Origin of the sequence: Pseudomonas auratipiscis (assembly GCF_036324085.1) — a bacterium.
GTDB lineage: Bacteria > Pseudomonadota > Gammaproteobacteria > Pseudomonadales > Pseudomonadaceae > Aquipseudomonas > Aquipseudomonas auratipiscis.
The window spans coordinates 1-17,318 of record NZ_JAZDCU010000027.1 but is presented as its reverse complement, the minus strand read 5'-3'; the positions used below and the strand labels follow the sequence as shown (position 1 = coordinate 17,318).

General features: G+C 58.3%; 11 protein-coding genes and 1 pseudogene. 7 read left to right on the top strand and 5 right to left on the bottom strand.

Features of this window, described 5'->3' with window-relative positions; genetic code table 11:
• The first annotated feature begins 149 nt into the window (after positions 1-149).
• On the top strand, positions 150-1,610 hold the full coding sequence (mltF, locus tag V0R60_RS25055; protein ID WP_136479019.1) for a membrane-bound lytic murein transglycosylase MltF: 1,461 nt from the start codon (positions 150-152) through the stop codon (positions 1,608-1,610).
• Between the two features lie 30 nt (positions 1,611-1,640).
• Here the strand turns inward: mltF and tadA are convergent, their stop codons facing one another.
• Positions 1,641-2,123 (bottom strand): tRNA adenosine(34) deaminase TadA, encoded by a 483-nt coding sequence (gene tadA / locus V0R60_RS25050; RefSeq protein WP_136477907.1) that lies wholly within the window; start codon positions 2,121-2,123, stop codon positions 1,641-1,643.
• Positions 2,123-3,502 carry a multicopper oxidase family protein gene (locus V0R60_RS25045; protein ID WP_136479020.1) on the bottom strand — a complete coding sequence of 460 codons (1,380 nt, stop codon included), beginning with the start codon at positions 3,500-3,502 and terminating at the stop codon, positions 2,123-2,125. Before V0R60_RS25045 ends, tadA begins: the two co-directional genes overlap by 1 nt.
• A gap of 217 nt (positions 3,503-3,719) precedes the next feature.
• Between V0R60_RS25045 and V0R60_RS25040 the strand changes: the two genes are divergently transcribed.
• Complete coding sequence (locus tag V0R60_RS25040) at positions 3,720-6,389, top strand: dermonecrotic toxin domain-containing protein (RefSeq protein WP_330080884.1); 2,670 nt, start codon at positions 3,720-3,722, stop codon at positions 6,387-6,389.
• 65 nt (positions 6,390-6,454) lie between these two features.
• On the opposite strand, the gene guaA is transcribed toward V0R60_RS25040, so the two are convergent.
• From guaA to V0R60_RS25025, 3 genes are all read right to left on the bottom strand, one after another.
• Positions 6,455-8,032: a glutamine-hydrolyzing GMP synthase gene (guaA, locus tag V0R60_RS25035; RefSeq protein ID WP_136477909.1), complete on the bottom strand. Its 1,578-nt coding sequence runs from the start codon at positions 8,030-8,032 to the stop codon at positions 6,455-6,457.
• A 79-nt stretch (positions 8,033-8,111) separates the two neighbouring features.
• Positions 8,112-9,581: an IMP dehydrogenase gene (gene guaB / locus V0R60_RS25030; RefSeq protein ID WP_136477910.1), complete on the bottom strand. Its 1,470-nt coding sequence runs from the start codon at positions 9,579-9,581 to the stop codon at positions 8,112-8,114.
• 85 nt (positions 9,582-9,666) lie between these two features.
• Entirely contained in the window at positions 9,667-10,224 is a 558-nt protein-coding gene (locus V0R60_RS25025) for a sugar ABC transporter ATPase (protein WP_136477911.1), read from the bottom strand.
• A gap of 72 nt (positions 10,225-10,296) precedes the next feature.
• On the opposite strand from V0R60_RS25025, the gene xseA reads away from it, so the two are divergent.
• From xseA to V0R60_RS27100, 5 genes and pseudogenes are all read left to right on the top strand, one after another.
• The gene (xseA, locus tag V0R60_RS25020) at positions 10,297-11,676 is read left to right on the top strand and encodes an exodeoxyribonuclease VII large subunit (RefSeq protein ID WP_136477912.1); all 1,380 of its coding nucleotides are present in this window, start codon (positions 10,297-10,299) and stop codon (positions 11,674-11,676) included.
• A gap of 3 nt (positions 11,677-11,679) precedes the next feature.
• Positions 11,680-12,504: a peptidoglycan DD-metalloendopeptidase family protein gene (locus V0R60_RS25015; protein ID WP_330080885.1), complete on the top strand. Its 825-nt coding sequence runs from the start codon at positions 11,680-11,682 to the stop codon at positions 12,502-12,504.
• 311 nt (positions 12,505-12,815) lie between these two features.
• Positions 12,816-14,489 (top strand): 2-isopropylmalate synthase, encoded by a 1,674-nt coding sequence (gene leuA, locus V0R60_RS25010; RefSeq protein ID WP_136477914.1) that lies wholly within the window; start codon positions 12,816-12,818, stop codon positions 14,487-14,489.
• Between the two features lie 275 nt (positions 14,490-14,764).
• A pseudogene (locus tag V0R60_RS27105) lies at positions 14,765-15,862 on the top strand (nitrate- and nitrite sensing domain-containing protein); the annotation flags it as partial.
• Positions 15,860-16,726, top strand: a complete 867-nt coding sequence (locus tag V0R60_RS27100; protein ID WP_408005559.1) for a methyl-accepting chemotaxis protein — start codon at positions 15,860-15,862, stop codon at positions 16,724-16,726. The pseudogene V0R60_RS27105 and the gene V0R60_RS27100, both read left to right, overlap by 3 nt.
• Positions 16,727-17,318 lie beyond the last annotated feature (592 nt).

The window sequence follows — 17,318 nt, the reverse complement described above, 5'->3', positions numbered from 1 at the left end:
GCCGCATGTCGGTGGAGTAAAGCGGACTCAGGGGTCAAAAAACCGGCCCATCCGGAGCCTTACCGCGTAAATAGCGCAAAGCGTGCTAGCAGACAAGCAAACAGTTGTCGAGATATGGCGGGACCAGTCCTTTGCGTATACTGCAACCTATGTTCGCCCAAACTGCTTTGCGCCAGCGCTGCGCCAAATGGCTCATCGCAACCGGACTCTTCCTGATGCTCGGTGCCTGTGTTGAAAAACCCAGCACCCTGGAGCGCGTCAAGGAGGACGGTGTACTGCGCGTGATTACTCGCAACAGCCCTGCTACCTACTTCGAGGACCGCAACGGTGAAACCGGCTTCGAATACGAATTGGTCAAGCGCTTTGCCGACGACCTCGGGGTCGAGCTTAAAATCGAAACAGCCGACAATCTCGACGAATTGTACGACCAGCTCGGCAAGCCTTCCGGACCGGTGGTAGCAGCTGCAGGCCTGGTCAGCAGCGAGCAGCGCAGGTCACAGGTACGTTTTTCCCACCCCTACCTTGAAGTGACCCCACAGATTATCTACCGCAATGGTCGTTCGCGGCCGACCGATGCCAAGGACCTGGTCGGCAAGAAGATTATGGTGCTCAAGGGCAGCACTCATGCCGAGCAATTGGCCGAGCTCAAAAAGCAATATCCCGCGCTCGAGTACGAAGAATCCGATGCAGTAGAAGTGGTCGACCTGCTGCGTATGGTCGATGAAGGCCAAATCGACCTGACCCTGGTCGACTCCAACGAACTGGCGATGAACCAGGTCTACTTCCCCAAGGTGCGCGTCGCCTTCGATCTTGGCGATTCCCGCGATCAACGTTGGGCAGTGGCTGCCGGCGACGACAACAGTCTCCTCAACGAAATCAACGAATTTCTCGACAAAGTTCAGAAAAATGGCACCTTACAGCGCCTGAAAGATCGCTATTACGGCCATGTCGATGTACTCGGCTATGTGGGCGCCTACACCTTTGCCCAACATTTGCAGCAGCGTTTGCCACGCTACGAAAAGCACTTCAAGGCGTCCGCGAAAAAAGAACAGGTCGACTGGCGCTTGTTGGCAGCGATCGGTTACCAGGAATCGATGTGGCAGGCTGAAGTCACCTCAAAGACCGGCGTACGCGGCCTGATGATGCTAACCCAGCGCACAGCCCAGGCCATGGGCGTGTCCAACCGTCTGGACCCGGTGCAAAGCATTCGCGGCGGGGCCAAGTATTTCATGCACGTCAAAGAAGCACTGGACGACTCGATCAAGGAGCCGGACCGAACCTGGTTCGCCCTGGCGGCGTACAACGTCGGCGGTGGCCATCTGGAGGATGCGCGCAAGCTGGCCAAACGCGAGGGCTTGAACCCGAACAAATGGCTGGATGTGAAAAAAATGCTGCCGCGCCTGGCACAGAAGCAGTGGTACAGCAAAACCCGCTATGGCTATGCCCGAGGCGGCGAGCCCGTACATTTCGTGGCCAACATCCGCCGCTATTACGACATCCTCACCTGGGTAACCCAGCCACAGCTCGAAGGCAGCCAGGTCGCTGATGGCAACCTGCATGTCCCTGGCGTCGACAAGACCAAGCCGACCGAGCAGACACCTCCCCTCTAACGCGTCCCACGCCTGCCACAGTGGCGTCACTCAAGCCTTGGCGCGGCGCGCCTTGAAGAATTCGGAAAGGATCGTGCCGCATTCCTCTGCCAGTACCCCACCCTCGAACATCACACGATGATTGAGGAAACCTTGGGTAAAGAACTGCCCCTGGCTCTGTACGATGCCCGCCTTGGGCTCCAGCGCCCCATACACCACCCTAGCAATGCGTGCGTGAACGATGAGCCCGGCACACATACTGCAGGGCTCCAGCGTTACGTACAGGGTGCTTCCAGGCAGACGATAGTTACTCGCTGCCTGGGCGGCGGCACGGATGGCGACCATCTCGGCATGCGCACTCGGATCACTGCCACTGATCGGGCAATTGAAGCCACGACCAATGACCTGGCCATGTTGCACCAGAACGGCGCCCACCGGCACTTCACCCCGCGCTGCACCCTGCGCAGCCAGCTCCAGAGCCAGACGCATGAATTCCTGATCACGGCTGCGATCGATAATTTGCGGCTGACGCATCAGACGACCTCGATAGCGGCCATCAGGCCGGTTTCCATATGGTCGATCACGTGACAATGAAACATCCAGGTTCCCGGGTTATCAGCAACCAAGGCCACTTGTGCACTCTCGTTCTTGCCCAGCAGGTACGTATCAGTGAAGTACTGCTGCGCGAACTTGTGCCGGTTCGAACTGAGAACCTTGAAGCTCATGCCATGCAAATGAATAGGGTGCTGGTACTGGGTCATATTCTTGAGTTCGAAGATGTAGCTCTTGCCCTTGGTCAGCGTCGCGATCGGCCGGTCTGCACAGGTCTTGTCGGTGATATCCCAGGCCTGACCGTTGATCTGCCATAGGCTTGGCGGCTTGCCATTCTCGGTGTTCACCGACACCGACCCTACCCATTCAAAATTGAAATTGAGCTTCTCGGCATTGGCCAGGTCCGGCTCGGCGACCGGGTTGGCCGGCAACTCCGGGGGCCACTCGCCTGGTGCTTCATTGCTGGCCACCGAACGCAAGGTGCCCAGGCGCACGGAACCATCGCGCAGGGACAACTCCTCACCCGCCGGTGGCATCTTGATTGCCAGGCAAATACGCATGCCAGGCCCAAGCCAGTAGTCCTTGCCCAACGGCCTTGGCGTAATCGGGTTACCGTCGAGCGCATAAATACGCGCCTCGAAGTTGCCTTTCAGGTTGATGCGGTAGGTCAGCGTATTGTCCAGATTAAGCAGGCGCACCCGGACAATTTGCCCTTCGGGCATATCAACGACCGCATTGGCCTGGCCATTGATGGTGATCAGGCGACCGGCAGTGCCCCCGCGGGCAGCTTCACGGGCAATACTGAAAGGCAGGTACGCGCCCTGCTCATCCACATGCCAGTTTTTCAGGCTCAAGGTGCGCTCATGCTTGAAACCGGTAGGCTCGCGCTCCTCGACAATCAGTGGACCTACCAGGCCCTTGCCGAGTTCTTCGGAACTGTTCACATGCGGGTGGTACCAGTAACTGCCGGCATCCGGCACGCGGAACTTGTAATCGAAGTATTCGCCCGGTAATACCGGCAACTGCGAAACGTAAGGTACCCCATCCATTTCCAGCGGCAGGCGGATACCGTGCCAATGAATGGTAGTGGCTACTGGCAGGCGGTTGATGAAACGCACGCGCAGCCATTCCCCCTGGCGCACTCGCAACTCGGTTCCAGGTGCCGACGGGCCGAATGCCCAAGCCTCGGTCTTGTACCCAGAGACCAGCTCTACATCCAGCGGGGCAGCAATCAACTCGTAGTCGTGGCCGGCATCAGGGTCAGTGCGCCCCAGCCAATAACGGGATGCGCCGCCGGCGCCCAGGCCGATTGCCACAAGGCCAGTCAGGCCACCGAGTATTTGTCGCCGGGTAAAGGACATGCCACAGGTACCTCGTAATGCCAGGAACAACATGCCGGCACCTTGCCAGGTGCCGACGATGAAGGGCGAATACGATACACCTGCAATTGCGAAATATTAAGTTAAGTCTTGTTCAATCACCTGCGCACGATGTCGCACCCTCCCAGCATTAAGTACCACCACTACCCCTATTGCCTGCCTCACGCTGAGCGCCCTTCCCTCTCCTACGAGAACGCTCATGCTGAAAACCGCACAGCAAAACAAGGATCTTGAAGACCTGAGACTGATGGCCACCCAGGTGAGCACGCACTGCCCGGACATTCGCCAAATGGCGCGCGATACTGCCATCGCCCTGCTCCTCCGGCACAACCTTGCAGGCCTCGATCCTGACCATGTCTATTTCCACCGTTTTCACTCGGGGTCGAGCAGCCCCCGCACCTTCAGTGGTTGGCAACATTGCGGCCATCCGTATCAATCCCTGACCCTGGCGCAATTGGTACTGCACCGCTTCAATGTTGCCGATCAGGACGGCACCGACGAGCTCGGTACCTACACCGGTTTCTATTCCGACGGACCGGGCAAGGATACTTACGACGAACACAACGAAATCCCCTTGGCACCCAAGGACGTGCTCGAATACTTCTGGGACGTCAATTTAAGCGCGGACTATAGCCAACGCCTTGAACGTTTCTGGGCGCACTATTCAGACGCTTATCGCACATTGGCCAAATCGACTTTCCTCAGCAACGTGCTAGAAGCCTGCGCCGAGAAAGGTGACAAGACGCTGGTCAGATACCTGCGCAAGGTCGCTGTCGCCTTGGCGGCAGAGACAACATGGCCGCCGACCCTGCAACAACTGCAGAACACGGTGACACCGGCACAGGGAGTTCGCCTGTGCACCTTTGACATTGGTGGTCATGTCGCCAGTTCCATCCTCAGAGTGGTCATGGATGATGGCTACCAGTTGCTCTACCTCCCCGGTGAGGTTGATACGTTTCAGCTGTTTGCCAGCAACCTCGAACTTCGTACCTGGGTGCTGGCGCAGACCGGCACAGCAGAGAAACGCGCTCGCCTGCTGAACCACTTCGCTCTCAGCAGCCAGGATGAGGATGATCGAGGCGTAGGTCTCGGCCATCTGCTTGACGTCATGAAAACACAATGGGGCAGCCTCCATTACGATGGACTGAACACCCTGAATACGACCCTGCACACGGATGCTTTCAGCCATCTACGCGATGCGGCACGTCAACGCATGCTCGACGACGCCCATTTTGCCCTGCGCTCAAATGCCGATCTGCGCAAACAACTCTGGATCGGCTACCTCGCAGCCTTCTCCAAGGTATTCGGACCCATGGCGGCTTTTGATTGGCCGGTGGCGCTCGCCGTAGTAGGCGCTGGTCTGGCGGAAACCGGGCTGAATGTTGACCAGGCCATTAACGGACACACCACCGCAGAACGTCAGGCGGGTGTCACAGGCGCGATACTGGCGGGCATCAATACCTTATTCAACGCCACCCTGTTGCGCGCTGGCGGCGTTGATGCTGCCGGGGAAATGACGGAAACAACTGCAGGTGACGAAGCCGCCACGAATACCCCTGAAAACCCATTCGCAAGCGAAGAATTCGAACCAATCACACCTGCGGACCTGCAGACCTGGGTCCCTGAGTCATTCAGGTACGAAGGACAGGCGCAGTTGCTGGAGTCGCTTGAAAGCAACGATATCCTGAGGACCGCGCCTGACAGCGAGTTCAAAGGGATTTTCGTCCAGGACGGCAAACAATACGCCATGGTGGGCGAGCAAACCTACCAGGTGCGCTACGTAGGAGAGTTATCGACTTGGGTGATCATTGATCCAGACAACCCCTACTCATTTTCCCGCAATATTCCCATTGCAGTGGATGACCAGGGGAACTGGCAGATCAAGCCGCGTTTGGGACTCAAAGGAGGTGCACCTCGATTCTTGCTGAAAATCTGGGGCAGAGTGGCACCACGACCTGGCCTACCAGCGTTGGAACCTAGCCCTTATGAAGTGCCACAGGCCGAGCGCGAGGCATTGAGGGCCGCAGCGGACGGCAGAGAAAACTTTGCATTGGGCGACCCAGACAGCGGCGCGCCGCACTCACGTTACAGGCAGCTACGTGACCAGCTGGCCCTTGACGCACACCAGTTCTATGGATCATTCGAACAACCGCCGCGCCCATCGATTCCCGAAATCCCCAGCACCGCCAGCCCCAAAGAAATACTGCGCAGCCTGTACGAAGAGAGTGAAGGACTTGTGATCGGCGAGTCCCACACCCAGGAAAGTGCCAAGCAATTTCTGATGAACAACATGCGTCAGTTGAAGAAGCTCGGGGTGGATGTCTTTTACATGGAACATTTCATGACCGACTTTCAGCAGGCCGACCTGGACTTGTTCAATCGAACCGGAACGATGCCTGCAGAGTTGAAAGCCTACGTTGAGAATCATGACTACATGGCCACTTTGGGCATGCAGACACCTCACACGCTCAAAAAAGTGATGTACGAGGCATTTCGGCAAAACATACGGATACAAGGCATCGACTGCATGGCCTCTTATCGCCAGGCTTGGTATGTGCAACCTTCACTCACGATTCGCCAGGAAATGATGAACTTCTACGCCCACAGAATCATCGAGGCTGACCAGGCACGCCGAGGGGCCGGGCGCTGGGTGGCATTGGTGGGTAACTCGCACACCAATAACTTCGAGGGTGTTCCTGGGCTAAGTGAATTGCAAGGCGCCATTGGCCTGCGCATTGAAGACATTGAAATTGGCCAGGCGGGAAGCATTGGTGCCGACGCGGGCGTATGGGACGAAATAGAAGGTGAGGCTTTGTTCGTCAGAAACGACCTGCTGTTGAAAGTGCCGATCTCGCGGCCCTGGATGTAGGTGCAGGCTACAGGCAACAGCACTAGATACGACAAGGGCGCCCCGAGGCGCCCTTGTCGTTCAACTCACTCCCACTCGATCGTGGCAGGCGGCTTGCTCGACACGTCGTAAGTGACGCGGGAGATGCCTTCGATTTCGTTGATGATGCGGCCGCTGACGGTTTCCAGCAGTTCGTAAGGCAGGTGCGCCCAACGTGCAGTCATGAAGTCGATGGTTTCTACCGCACGCAGGGCCACGACCCAGGCGTAACGGCGGCCGTCACCGACCACGCCAACCGATTTCACCGGCTGGAACACCACGAAGGCCTGGCTGACCTTGTGGTACCAGTCGGCCTTGCGCAGCTCTTCGATGAAGATGTGGTCGGCACGACGCAGCAGGTCGGCGTATTCCTTCTTCACTTCACCCAGGATACGCACGCCCAGGCCCGGGCCCGGGAACGGGTGACGGTAGACCATGTCGTAAGGCAGGCCCAGCTCCAGGCCAAGACGACGGACTTCGTCCTTGAACAGCTCACGCAGCGGCTCGACCAGCTTGAGGTTCATTTCTTCCGGCAGGCCACCCACGTTGTGGTGCGACTTGATCACATGAGCCTTGCCGCTTTTAGCGCCAGCCGACTCGATCACGTCAGGGTAGATGGTGCCCTGAGCCAGGTACTTGATGTTGTGCAGCTTGTTCGACTCGGCATCGAACACGTCGATGAAGGTGCGACCAATGATTTTACGCTTCTTCTCAGGGTCCGCCTCGCCAGCGAGGTTATTCAGGAACTGGTCTTCAGCGTTGGCGCGGATAACCTTGACGCCCATGTTCTCGGCGAACATGGCCATGACCTGCTCACCTTCGTGCAGGCGCAGCAGACCGTTGTCGACGAAGACGCAGGTCAACTGGTCGCCGATGGCTTTGTGCAACAGCGCGGCAACTACCGAGGAATCAACGCCGCCGGACAGACCGAGCAGAACGTTGTCGGTACCCACCTGGGCACGCACCTGGGCAATGGCGTCTTCAGCGATCTTCGAGGGCGTCCACAGGGCTTCGCAGCCGCAGACGTCGAGGATGAAGCGCGAGAGGATGCGACCGCCCTGTTTGGTGTGGGTTACCTCGGGGTGGAACTGCACGCCATAGTAGCCGCGAGTGTCGTCGGCCATGCCGGCGATCGGGCAGCTCGGGGTGCTGGCCAGGATGTGGAACTCTTCTGGAATGCGCGTGACCTTGTCACCATGGCTCATCCAGACGTCCAGGCCCAGCACACCATCGGCATCGACGTGATCTTCAATGCCATCAAGCAAGCGGCTCTTGCCAACTACATCGACACGGGCGTAACCAAACTCGCGCAGCTCGGAACCTTCAACCTTGCCGCCCAGTTGCTCGGCCATGGTCTGCATACCGTAGCAAATGCCAAAAACCGGTACGTTCAGGTCCCAGACGGCCTGTGGCGCGCGCGGGCTGTTGGCTTCGTGCACGGACTCTGGGCCGCCGGCAAGGATGATGCCGCGAGGAGCGAACTCGCGAATCGCTTCATCGTCCATGTCGAACGGGTGCAGTTCGCAGTACACGCCGATTTCGCGCACGCGGCGGGCGATCAGCTGGGTGTACTGGGAACCGAAGTCGAGAATCAGGATGCGGTGAGCGTGAATGTCGAGGGCCATGACTCAATCTCGTCAGTGGTAAACAGAAACGACGCGGGGCTGTCGATAACAGCCCCGCTTGCAAGTGTTGCCAGAAGCATCAACCTACGCGGTAGTTTGGCGCTTCTTTGGTAATTTGTACGTCATGCACATGGGACTCGGCCATGCCGGCACCGGTGATACGCACGAACTCAGGTTTGGTGCGCATTTCTTCGATGTTGGCACTGCCGGTGTAGCCCATCGAGGAACGCAGGCCACCCATCAACTGGTGGATGATCGCGGTCAGAGTGCCCTTGTATGGCACGCGACCTTCGATACCTTCCGGAACCAGTTTCTCGGCACCTGCCGAGGAGTCCTGGAAGTAACGGTCGGAGGAACCTTGAGCCTGGGACATTGCGCCCAGCGAGCCCATGCCGCGGTAAGCTTTGTAGGAGCGCCCCTGGAACAGTTCGATCTCGCCAGGCGCTTCTTCGGTACCGGCGAACATCGAGCCCATCATCACAGCCGATGCACCGGCTACGATGGCCTTGGACAGGTCACCGGAGAAACGGATACCGCCGTCGGCGATCAATGGGATACCGGTGCCTTCCAGCGCAGCGGCAACATTGGCGATCGCGCTGATTTGCGGAACACCAACACCTGCGACGATGCGGGTCGTGCAGATCGAGCCTGGGCCGATACCAACCTTGACTGCGTCAGCGCCGGCTTCGGCCAGGGCCTTGGCTGCAGCGCCAGTCGCAATGTTGCCACCAATGACCTGTACCTGTGGGAAGTTCTCTTTTACCCAGCGAACGCGGTCGATCACACCCTTGGAGTGACCGTGAGCGGTGTCGACAACCACTACATCGACGCCAGCGGCGACCAGCGCGGAAACGCGGTCAGCGGTGTCTTTGCCGGTACCGACCGCGGCACCAACACGCAGACGACCCTGGTCGTCCTTGCTGGCCAGTGGATAGGCCTTGGCCTTCTCGATATCGTTGACGGTCATCATGCCTTTGAGAGCGAACTTGTCGTCGACGATCAGCACGCGCTCGATGCGATGCTTGTGCAGCAGTTCGCGCGCTTCGTTCTTGTCGGCGCCTTCCTTGACCGTGACCAGCCCTTCTTTAGGCGTCATCACTTCGCGGACGGTGGCATCCAGGCGGCTTTCGAAGCGAACGTCACGGGAAGTAACGATGCCGACCAGGTCGCCGTTATGCAGCACCGGAACACCGGAGATGTTGTTCAGGCGAGTCAATTCGAACAGGTCACGGACCGTGGCGTCAGCCTCGATGGTGATCGGGTCCTTGACCACGCCGGCCTCGAACTTCTTGACCTTGCGCACTTCGGCAGCTTGCTGCTCGATGGTCATGTTCTTGTGGATGATGCCGATGCCACCTTCCTGGGCCATGGCAATGGCCAGGCGGGCTTCGGTCACGGTATCCATGGCGGCAGAAACCAGCGGAATATTCAGCTCGATGCCACGGGTCAAACGGGTCTTGAGACTGACTTCATTGGGTAGTACCTCTGAATAACCAGGCACTAGGAGAATGTCGTCGAAGGTCAGGGCTTCTTGGCTGATACGCAGCATCGCGGGGGCTCCCGGGCGGGAAAAATGGAAGCGCGCCATTATACTCATCCAGAGCCCTTCGCTCAATGCAAAGATGGGCCTTCGGTCAGTTACCTGCGCGACTGACCTGCACCAGGGCCACTGGCTGATCCAGCCAGTCGGCGAAGTCATCGAGAAACGTTTGCTTGAACCCCGCTGCGCTCCAGTTGTTGAAGATGAAACCCAGGTTGGAAAAAGCGCAAGGTTGCAAGAACAGAAAGCCATTGATGTCGTCTTCATGTGCGCACAATGGGCAAATGAAGTTGTCGGTCTGCCCGGGCATCCACTCCTCCAGGCTTTCGAACAAGGCCACGCCAACCTCTCGACGGCATTGCGGGCAGCCAGCCTCCTCGAGGAAATCGTCGAGCGGGGTATAGATGCAACGCTTGGTAATCACCTCCAGGCCGTTGACCGCGTTGTCATAGGGCAACAGTTCAGGACGCTCCACTACTTTGCGCGCGCCCTCGCCGATGGCATACGCCATGCGATTGCCAGTGCCGCCGCAGGTGCTCAACTGCTCCTCAACGATCCTTTCACGCACCAGCCAACGCAGAATCGCCCGCGCACGCGGCTCATGCACAGGAACGCTGGATATCTTCGGGACAATGATGCTCTGGGTAATCATGACGGCAGCCAAACATGCTTGAAAGCTGCCAGTTTACCATCGCGGTGCCACATTCCTTTATGATGCTGTCCCATGATCAAAGACCCTTTCGAAAGACTCGGCCTGGACCGCGAAGTCCTCACCGTCAGTCAACTTAATGGCCGCGCCCGAGTGCTGCTCGAAGACGTGTTCCGCAATGTCTGGGTGGAAGGCGAGATATCCAACCTCGCCCGCCCAGCGTCTGGTCACATCTACTTCACCCTCAAGGACAGCGGCGCCCAGGTGCGTTGCGCACTGTTTCGGCAGAACGCTGTACGCGTTCGCCAGGCCTTGCGCGACGGCCTGGCAGTGAAAGTGCGCGGCAAGGTTTCACTGTTCGAGGGCCGCGGCGACTATCAACTGATTCTCGACACCGTCGAGCCCGCAGGCGATGGCGCCCTGCGCCTGGCGTTCGACGCTCTTAAAGAGAAGCTCGGCGCTGAAGGCCTGTTCAGTGCCGAGAACAAGGTCGCCCTACCCGCGCATCCACAACGCATCGGTATTATCAGCTCGCCGACCGGTGCCGTTATTCGCGACATTATCAGCGTGTTCCGCCGACGTGCCCCGCAGGTCGAACTCACCTTGATCCCCACCGCCGTACAAGGACGCGAGGCCATCAATCAGATCGTTCGCGCCTTGCAACTGGCTGATGGTCGCGGCTTCGATGCGCTGATCCTGGCCCGTGGCGGTGGTTCGCTGGAGGACCTCTGGTGCTTCAACGAAGAAGCGGTAGCGCGCGCCATCGCCGCCTGTGTGACGCCCATCGTCAGCGCCGTCGGTCATGAGACCGATGTTTCGATCAGCGACTTTGTCGCCGATGTTCGCGCCCCAACACCATCGGCCGCCGCCGAACTGCTGGCGCCCGACAGCAGCGACCTGCAGCGACGCATCGACAGCCTCAAGCGGCGTCTGCTACTGCGCATTCAAAGCCGACTGATGCACGACCGCCTGCGCCTGGACAGCCTGACACGTCGCCTGCGCCACCCAGGCGAACGCCTGCGTCAACAAGCCCAGCGCCTGGATGACCTGGACATGCGTTTGCGCCGGGCATTCGAACAACGCCTCAACCAGCGCCGCGAACGCCTCGCCCGTCTCGACACGCGCCTGGCGGCGCAGCATCCTGGACGTACCCTGGCGTTGCTCAAACAGCGTCTTGACAGCCTCGCCGAACGCTTGCCACGCGCCATGCGCGACACCCTGAAGGATCGTCGTCAACGCCTCCAGGCCCACGCGCAAACCCTGCAGATCGTCAGCCCCCTGGCGACCCTGGGTCGCGGCTACAGCATTCTTCTCGATGAGCGCGGCCAGGCCATCCGCAGTGCCGCGCAGACCCACAACGGCCAGCGCCTGACTGCCCGCCTGGGTGAAGGTGAGTTGCAAGTACGGGTTGAAGACAATCACCTGACCCCGGTCACGCTATCTCTACTGGATTGAGCCATGTCCCGTCTGATTACGCCGCTGTTAATGCTGTGCCTGATGTTCGCCAGCAGTGCCCATGCCAGCTACATCACCCGTCAATTGAACAAACCCGTACCCGGAGGCGTTGCCGTCATCAACCTTGGCCCAGCCGCCCAGGCGCCAAGCGCTCGCTTTGACGGCAAACCCGTACTGGTGGTCAAGGAGCAGAACAACTGGCTGGCCATCGTCGGCTTGCCACTGACCCAGAAGCCCGGCCCGGCGCAGCTCAGACAAGGCTCACGAACACTGAGCTTTACCGTAGGCAGCAAAAAATACCCCGAGCAACGCATCACCTTGAAGAACAAGCGCCAGGTCAATCCAGCCCCTGCCGACCTCAAGCGCATCGATGCCGAGCTTGCCGAACAGCTCAAGGCCTATCGTAGCTTCAGTCCCAACCTGCCGAGCAACCTGATCCTCGACAAGCCCGTCATTGGCCCTTTGTCGAGCAAGTTCGGCGTACGTCGCTTCTTCAACGGTGAAGAACGCAACCCCCATGCCGGCCTCGACTTTGCCGTACCTGCCGGCACTCCAATCAAAACCCCGGCCAACGGCAAAGTGATTCTGATCGGCAATTACTTCTTCAATGGCAACACGGTGTTCGTCGACCACGGACAGGGCTTTATCAGCATGTTCTGCCACATGTCCAAGATCGATGTAAAACCCGGCCAGATGCTCAGTCGCGGCGCCGTGGTCGGCAAGGTCGGCTCGACCGGACGCGCCACCGGCCCGCACATGCACTGGAACGTCAGCCTCAATGATGCACGGGTGGATCCAGCCATCTTCATCGGCGCATTCCAGCCCTGAAGCCGGCTTGCGTCATTCAAAAAGACCGCGCAATAATCGCGTTCCTTCCATTCACAAACAGCTATAAAATCTCGACAAGAAGCTATTTTTAAGCATTCCTCTCAATTTTTTCTGAAGGCTTGCCATCCTCAATGCCACTGGTTAGGGTTGAGGCCATGAAGAACTTTCAGACCCTCATCCTGCTTCGTCAACATCGCAGCCTCTGCCTGGTCAGTGCACGACTACCAAGCTGAAACGCGTTGCCTCGCCTTTTCATCTCGTTTTCGTTCGGCAGGCCACCTTTCCAGGCCGCACACTCAAGGATTGCTTTCATGACCATGCTCAAAGACCCTTCGAAAAAATACAGTGCCTTCCCTACCGTCAACTTGCCTGACCGTACCTGGCCGTCGAAGACCATCACCCAGGCGCCGATCTGGTGCAGCTCTGACCTGCGTGATGGTAACCAGTCGCTGATCGAGCCGATGGATGCGGTGAAGAAGCTGCGCTTCTGGAAAACCCTGGTCAGCGTTGGCGTGAAAGAAATCGAAGCGTCGTTCCCGTCGGCATCGCAAACCGACTTCGACTTCGTTCGCACCCTGATCGAAGATGGCCACATCCCAGATGACACCACCATTCAGGTGCTGACCCAGGCCCGTGAAGATCTTATCGCCCGGACATTCGAGTCCCTGCGCGGGGCGAAGAAAGCCATCGTTCACCTGTACAACGCTACCAGCCCATCGTTCCGCCGTATCGTCTTCAATCAGGACAAGCAAGGTGTGAAAGACATCGCGGTGAACGCGGCCAAGCTGTTCGTCAAATATGCTGCCCAGCAGCCGGAAACCCAGTGGACCTTCCAGTATTCCCCGGAGACCTTCAGCGCTACCGAACTGGAGTTCGCCAAGGAAGTCTGTGACGCAGTGATCGAGGTGTGGAACCCGACACCAGAGCACAAGATCATCCTCAACCTGCCAGCGACCGTCGAAGTCTCGACGCCGAACATCTACGCCGACCAGATCGAATGGTTTGGTCGGAATGTCAGCCGCCGTGACAGCGTGCTTATCAGCCTGCACACCCACAACGACCGCGGTACGGGCGTCGCAGCTACCGAGCTTGGCCTGATGGCTGGCGCCGACCGTGTCGAAGGCTGCCTGTTCGGCAACGGCGAGCGCACCGGCAACGTCGACCTGGTTACCCTGGGCTTGAACCTTTACACCCAAGGTGTCGACCCCGAGCTGGATTTCTCCGACATCGACGGCGTACGCAAAGTGGTCGAAGAGTGCAACCAACTCCCTGTTCACCCGCGTCACCCGTACGTTGGCGATCTGGTTCACACCGCATTCTCCGGCTCGCATCAGGACGCCATCCGCAAAGGCTTCTCGCAGCAGAAGGACGATGCCAAGTGGGAGGTGCCTTACTTGCCGATCGACCCTGCAGACATTGGCCGCAGCTATGAAGCCGTCATTCGCGTCAACAGCCAGTCGGGCAAAGGTGGCATCACGTACCTGCTCGAGCAGGAGTACGGCATCAGCTTGCCGCGCCGCATGCAGATCGAGTTCAGCCAGGTAGTCCAGGGTGAAACCGACCGCTTGGGCCTGGAAATGACTGCCCAACAGATCTACAGCTTGCTGCACCGCGAATACTTGCAAGCCAACTCACCCTACGCGCTGGTCAGCCACCGCCTGCAGGAAGAGAACGGCAACAGCAATGTCGAGGTGGAAGTGTCCGGTGAAGGCGAGACCACCTTGCACTGGCGCGGCAAAGGCAATGGTGCTCTCGAAGCCCTGGTCGCCGGCCTGCCGGTTGCCGTAGAAATCATGGACTACAACGAGCACGCCATCGGCGCCGGCACCAATGCCAAGGCCGCTGCCTACATCGAGCTGCGTGTCGCCGGTGGTCGCCCAGTACACGGCGTGGGTATCGACGAGAACATCACCACTGCCAGCTTCAAAGCACTGTTCAGCGCGCTGAACCGTTCATTGAGCCAGCAGGAAGCCAAAGCCGCATAAGCGGACGCTGTAAAACCGCAAAGGCCCGTATTCCAGAATACGGGCCTTTTTTATTATTCAATGCTTACTCGCAAACTTTAAGTTTTATTAAAATTGACTCTCGTCAATTTCATATATCAAACCTTATGCTAACGGAATTATTAATTAATCCCTCAACTTAGTTAACGCTATCCCCACTTATATCCACTCCAGTAGAATAGTGGCTGCGTGCCACCAAACAATAAAAGGAACCGGCCAAACGCTTACTACAGAATGCATATGAGGTTTGAATCAACATGCTCAAGAACGCTCCGCTTCGTCTAAAACTATTATTGCTGCTGGTATTACCAGTGCTCGGGTTTTTGAGCCTTGCAGGCGTATTCATCGTCGACAACTACCGAACGCTCAAGGACATGGATACCACTGTCGAAGCCACCCGAACGGCAACACTTCTGAGCCAGTTGATTACCACCTTGCAACGCGAACGCGGCACCAGCGGAGTGTTTCTTGGCAGCCGCGGGACCGCCATGGCCGACCACCTGATGTCCATGCGCAGCGAATCCACTGCGGCCGTCGAAGCAGTGAGCAGGCAGTCCAGCAAGCAAGACGCCGGGCTTGAGAAAGTAATTGCAGCCCTGCAGCGCTTGCCTGAAATCCGTAGCCAAGTGGACAAACTGAGCATCGACAGCACCGAGTCAGGAACACGCTACACGCAAATTATCGATCAGTTGATCGGCTACACCCATTCACTAGAAAGCGGTGTAACTAATACCCGTGTGATTCATGCCTTGAGCGCCCTTAACCAGTTCATTGAAATGAAAGAGCGGGCCGGCCGTGAGCGAGTAACACTTGGCCTGGTCTTCCATCAAGATCGTTTCGATGAAACTTTGCTATCACGCTTCGCCCGCAACTTGGGAGAATTCAGCGCATATGCCGACGGGTTTCGACGCAAGGCCCCTCCTGCAGCACTGCGCCAATTCGACGAAAAAATGCAATCAGCCGCCGCCGTCGAAGTTGCCCGTTTGCAACGCCTGGCATTTGAAGTACCACTAGGCCAGCGACTCGGCGTCAATCCGCAAGTCTGGTTTGAAACAGCCACCCAGCGCATTGATCAGATGAGCGAGGTCGAGCATTCACTGACCCAGACGGTCGGCACTCTGGCCGAGCAAGCACGCAGCGAGGCAAGTAGGGCTATGTGGCTGACCATTGGTAGCGCCCTTGTCGCACTGCTGGCAGTAGCACTGCTGGCCTGGGCGATAATTCGCAGCATCGATGTAGCTGTACGCGATATCAATCAAGCATTGAACAAGCTGGCCGAACGCGACCTGACCTCCAGGACCACTTACCAGAGTGACGATGAATTCGGCCAGATTGCCAACAACCTCAATCGCATGAGCAAAGAGATCACCAACATTGTCGAGGAAATCAGCAATGCCACCACGCAGGTAGCGACTGCCGCCGAAGAGTCCTCGGCGGTCACGCTGCAAACCAGCCGCAGCGTCGAACAACAACGCCAAAGCACCGAATTGGTTGCCACGGCCATCAACGAAATGAGCGCAACCGTACGCGAAGTGGCTCACAGCACTAGCGACGCGGCGAGCATGTCTCAGCAAGTCAATGCCAACGCGGCTCAGGGCCGAATCGAGATCGAGAGCACCGTCGAGCTGATCCGTCAGCTGTCGGACCAAGCCGAGCAGACTGCCAGCACCATTGATGACCTCAAGCGCGAAAGCGATGCCATCTCTTCAGTGCTGGATGTCATCCGCGGGATTGCCGACCAGACCAACTTGCTGGCCTTGAACGCAGCGATAGAGGCGGCTCGCGCCGGAGATCACGGTCGCGGCTTCGCTGTAGTCGCCTCGGAAGTGCGGACTTTGGCACAGCGAACCCAGGAGTCAACCGGCAACATTCAGCAGATGATCAGCAATCTGCAAGCCGGCTCGGAGCGCGCCAGCACCTCGATGCTTGAAACCTTGAGCAAGGCTCAGTCAGGCGCCAACAATATCGAACGCGCCGGTGAACTGCTCTGCGAAATTGCCGACGGGGTTGCCAGTATTAATGACCGCAATATTCAAATCGCCTCTGCCGCAGAAGAGCAGAGTGCAGTATCGGAAGACATCAACCGCAATGTGAACGAGATCAACGACCTGGTGATACAGGTGAGTGCGGGCGCGCAGCAGACGGCTGTGACCAGCCAGGAGTTGGCGCGACTGGCGGAACAGCAACAAGACCTGGTCAACCGCTTCAAAGTTGCCTAAGGCCTGTAGGTACGCCAGGCAAAAAAAAGGTTGTTCACGGAATGCCGGGAACTACGCACCGGGGCCTGCTAGCGAGTGAGCACCGGAATGTGGCTCGAATGGCGATGGACATATCCGTTTGTTGGGGTGGCACTACTGGCCGGCTTCGCTTTTACGGCGACCCACTTTCGTCGGGGTGTATGGACCGGACACATGGTGGACACGTGTACGGATACATCGTTGACACATTATCGCCTGCCATCCGGGTTGTCCCTTCGGTAGGTTGAGTGTAGGTATTGCGTAGTCGGGTGCAGCCTAGACAAAAGGGATGCGCCGTAAGAGCGCAAAGGAGATCCGAAACCGCCTAAGCCAATGGATCAGCACTGGCTGAATGGGGCACCACCTACGCACCGGAATGTGGCTCAGGTGTCGATGGGCATATCCGTTTGATGTGGTGGCACCACTGGCTGGTTTCGCCTTTACGGCGACCCGCTTTTGTCGGGGCAAAAGTGGGCAAAACCCCTTGTCCCTGCATTCGGCCCTGCGCTGCGCTCCGGGTTCCCTCATTCCACCCTTGCTCCCGTGGGGACCGCGCCGAAGGGCCGTCCTGGCC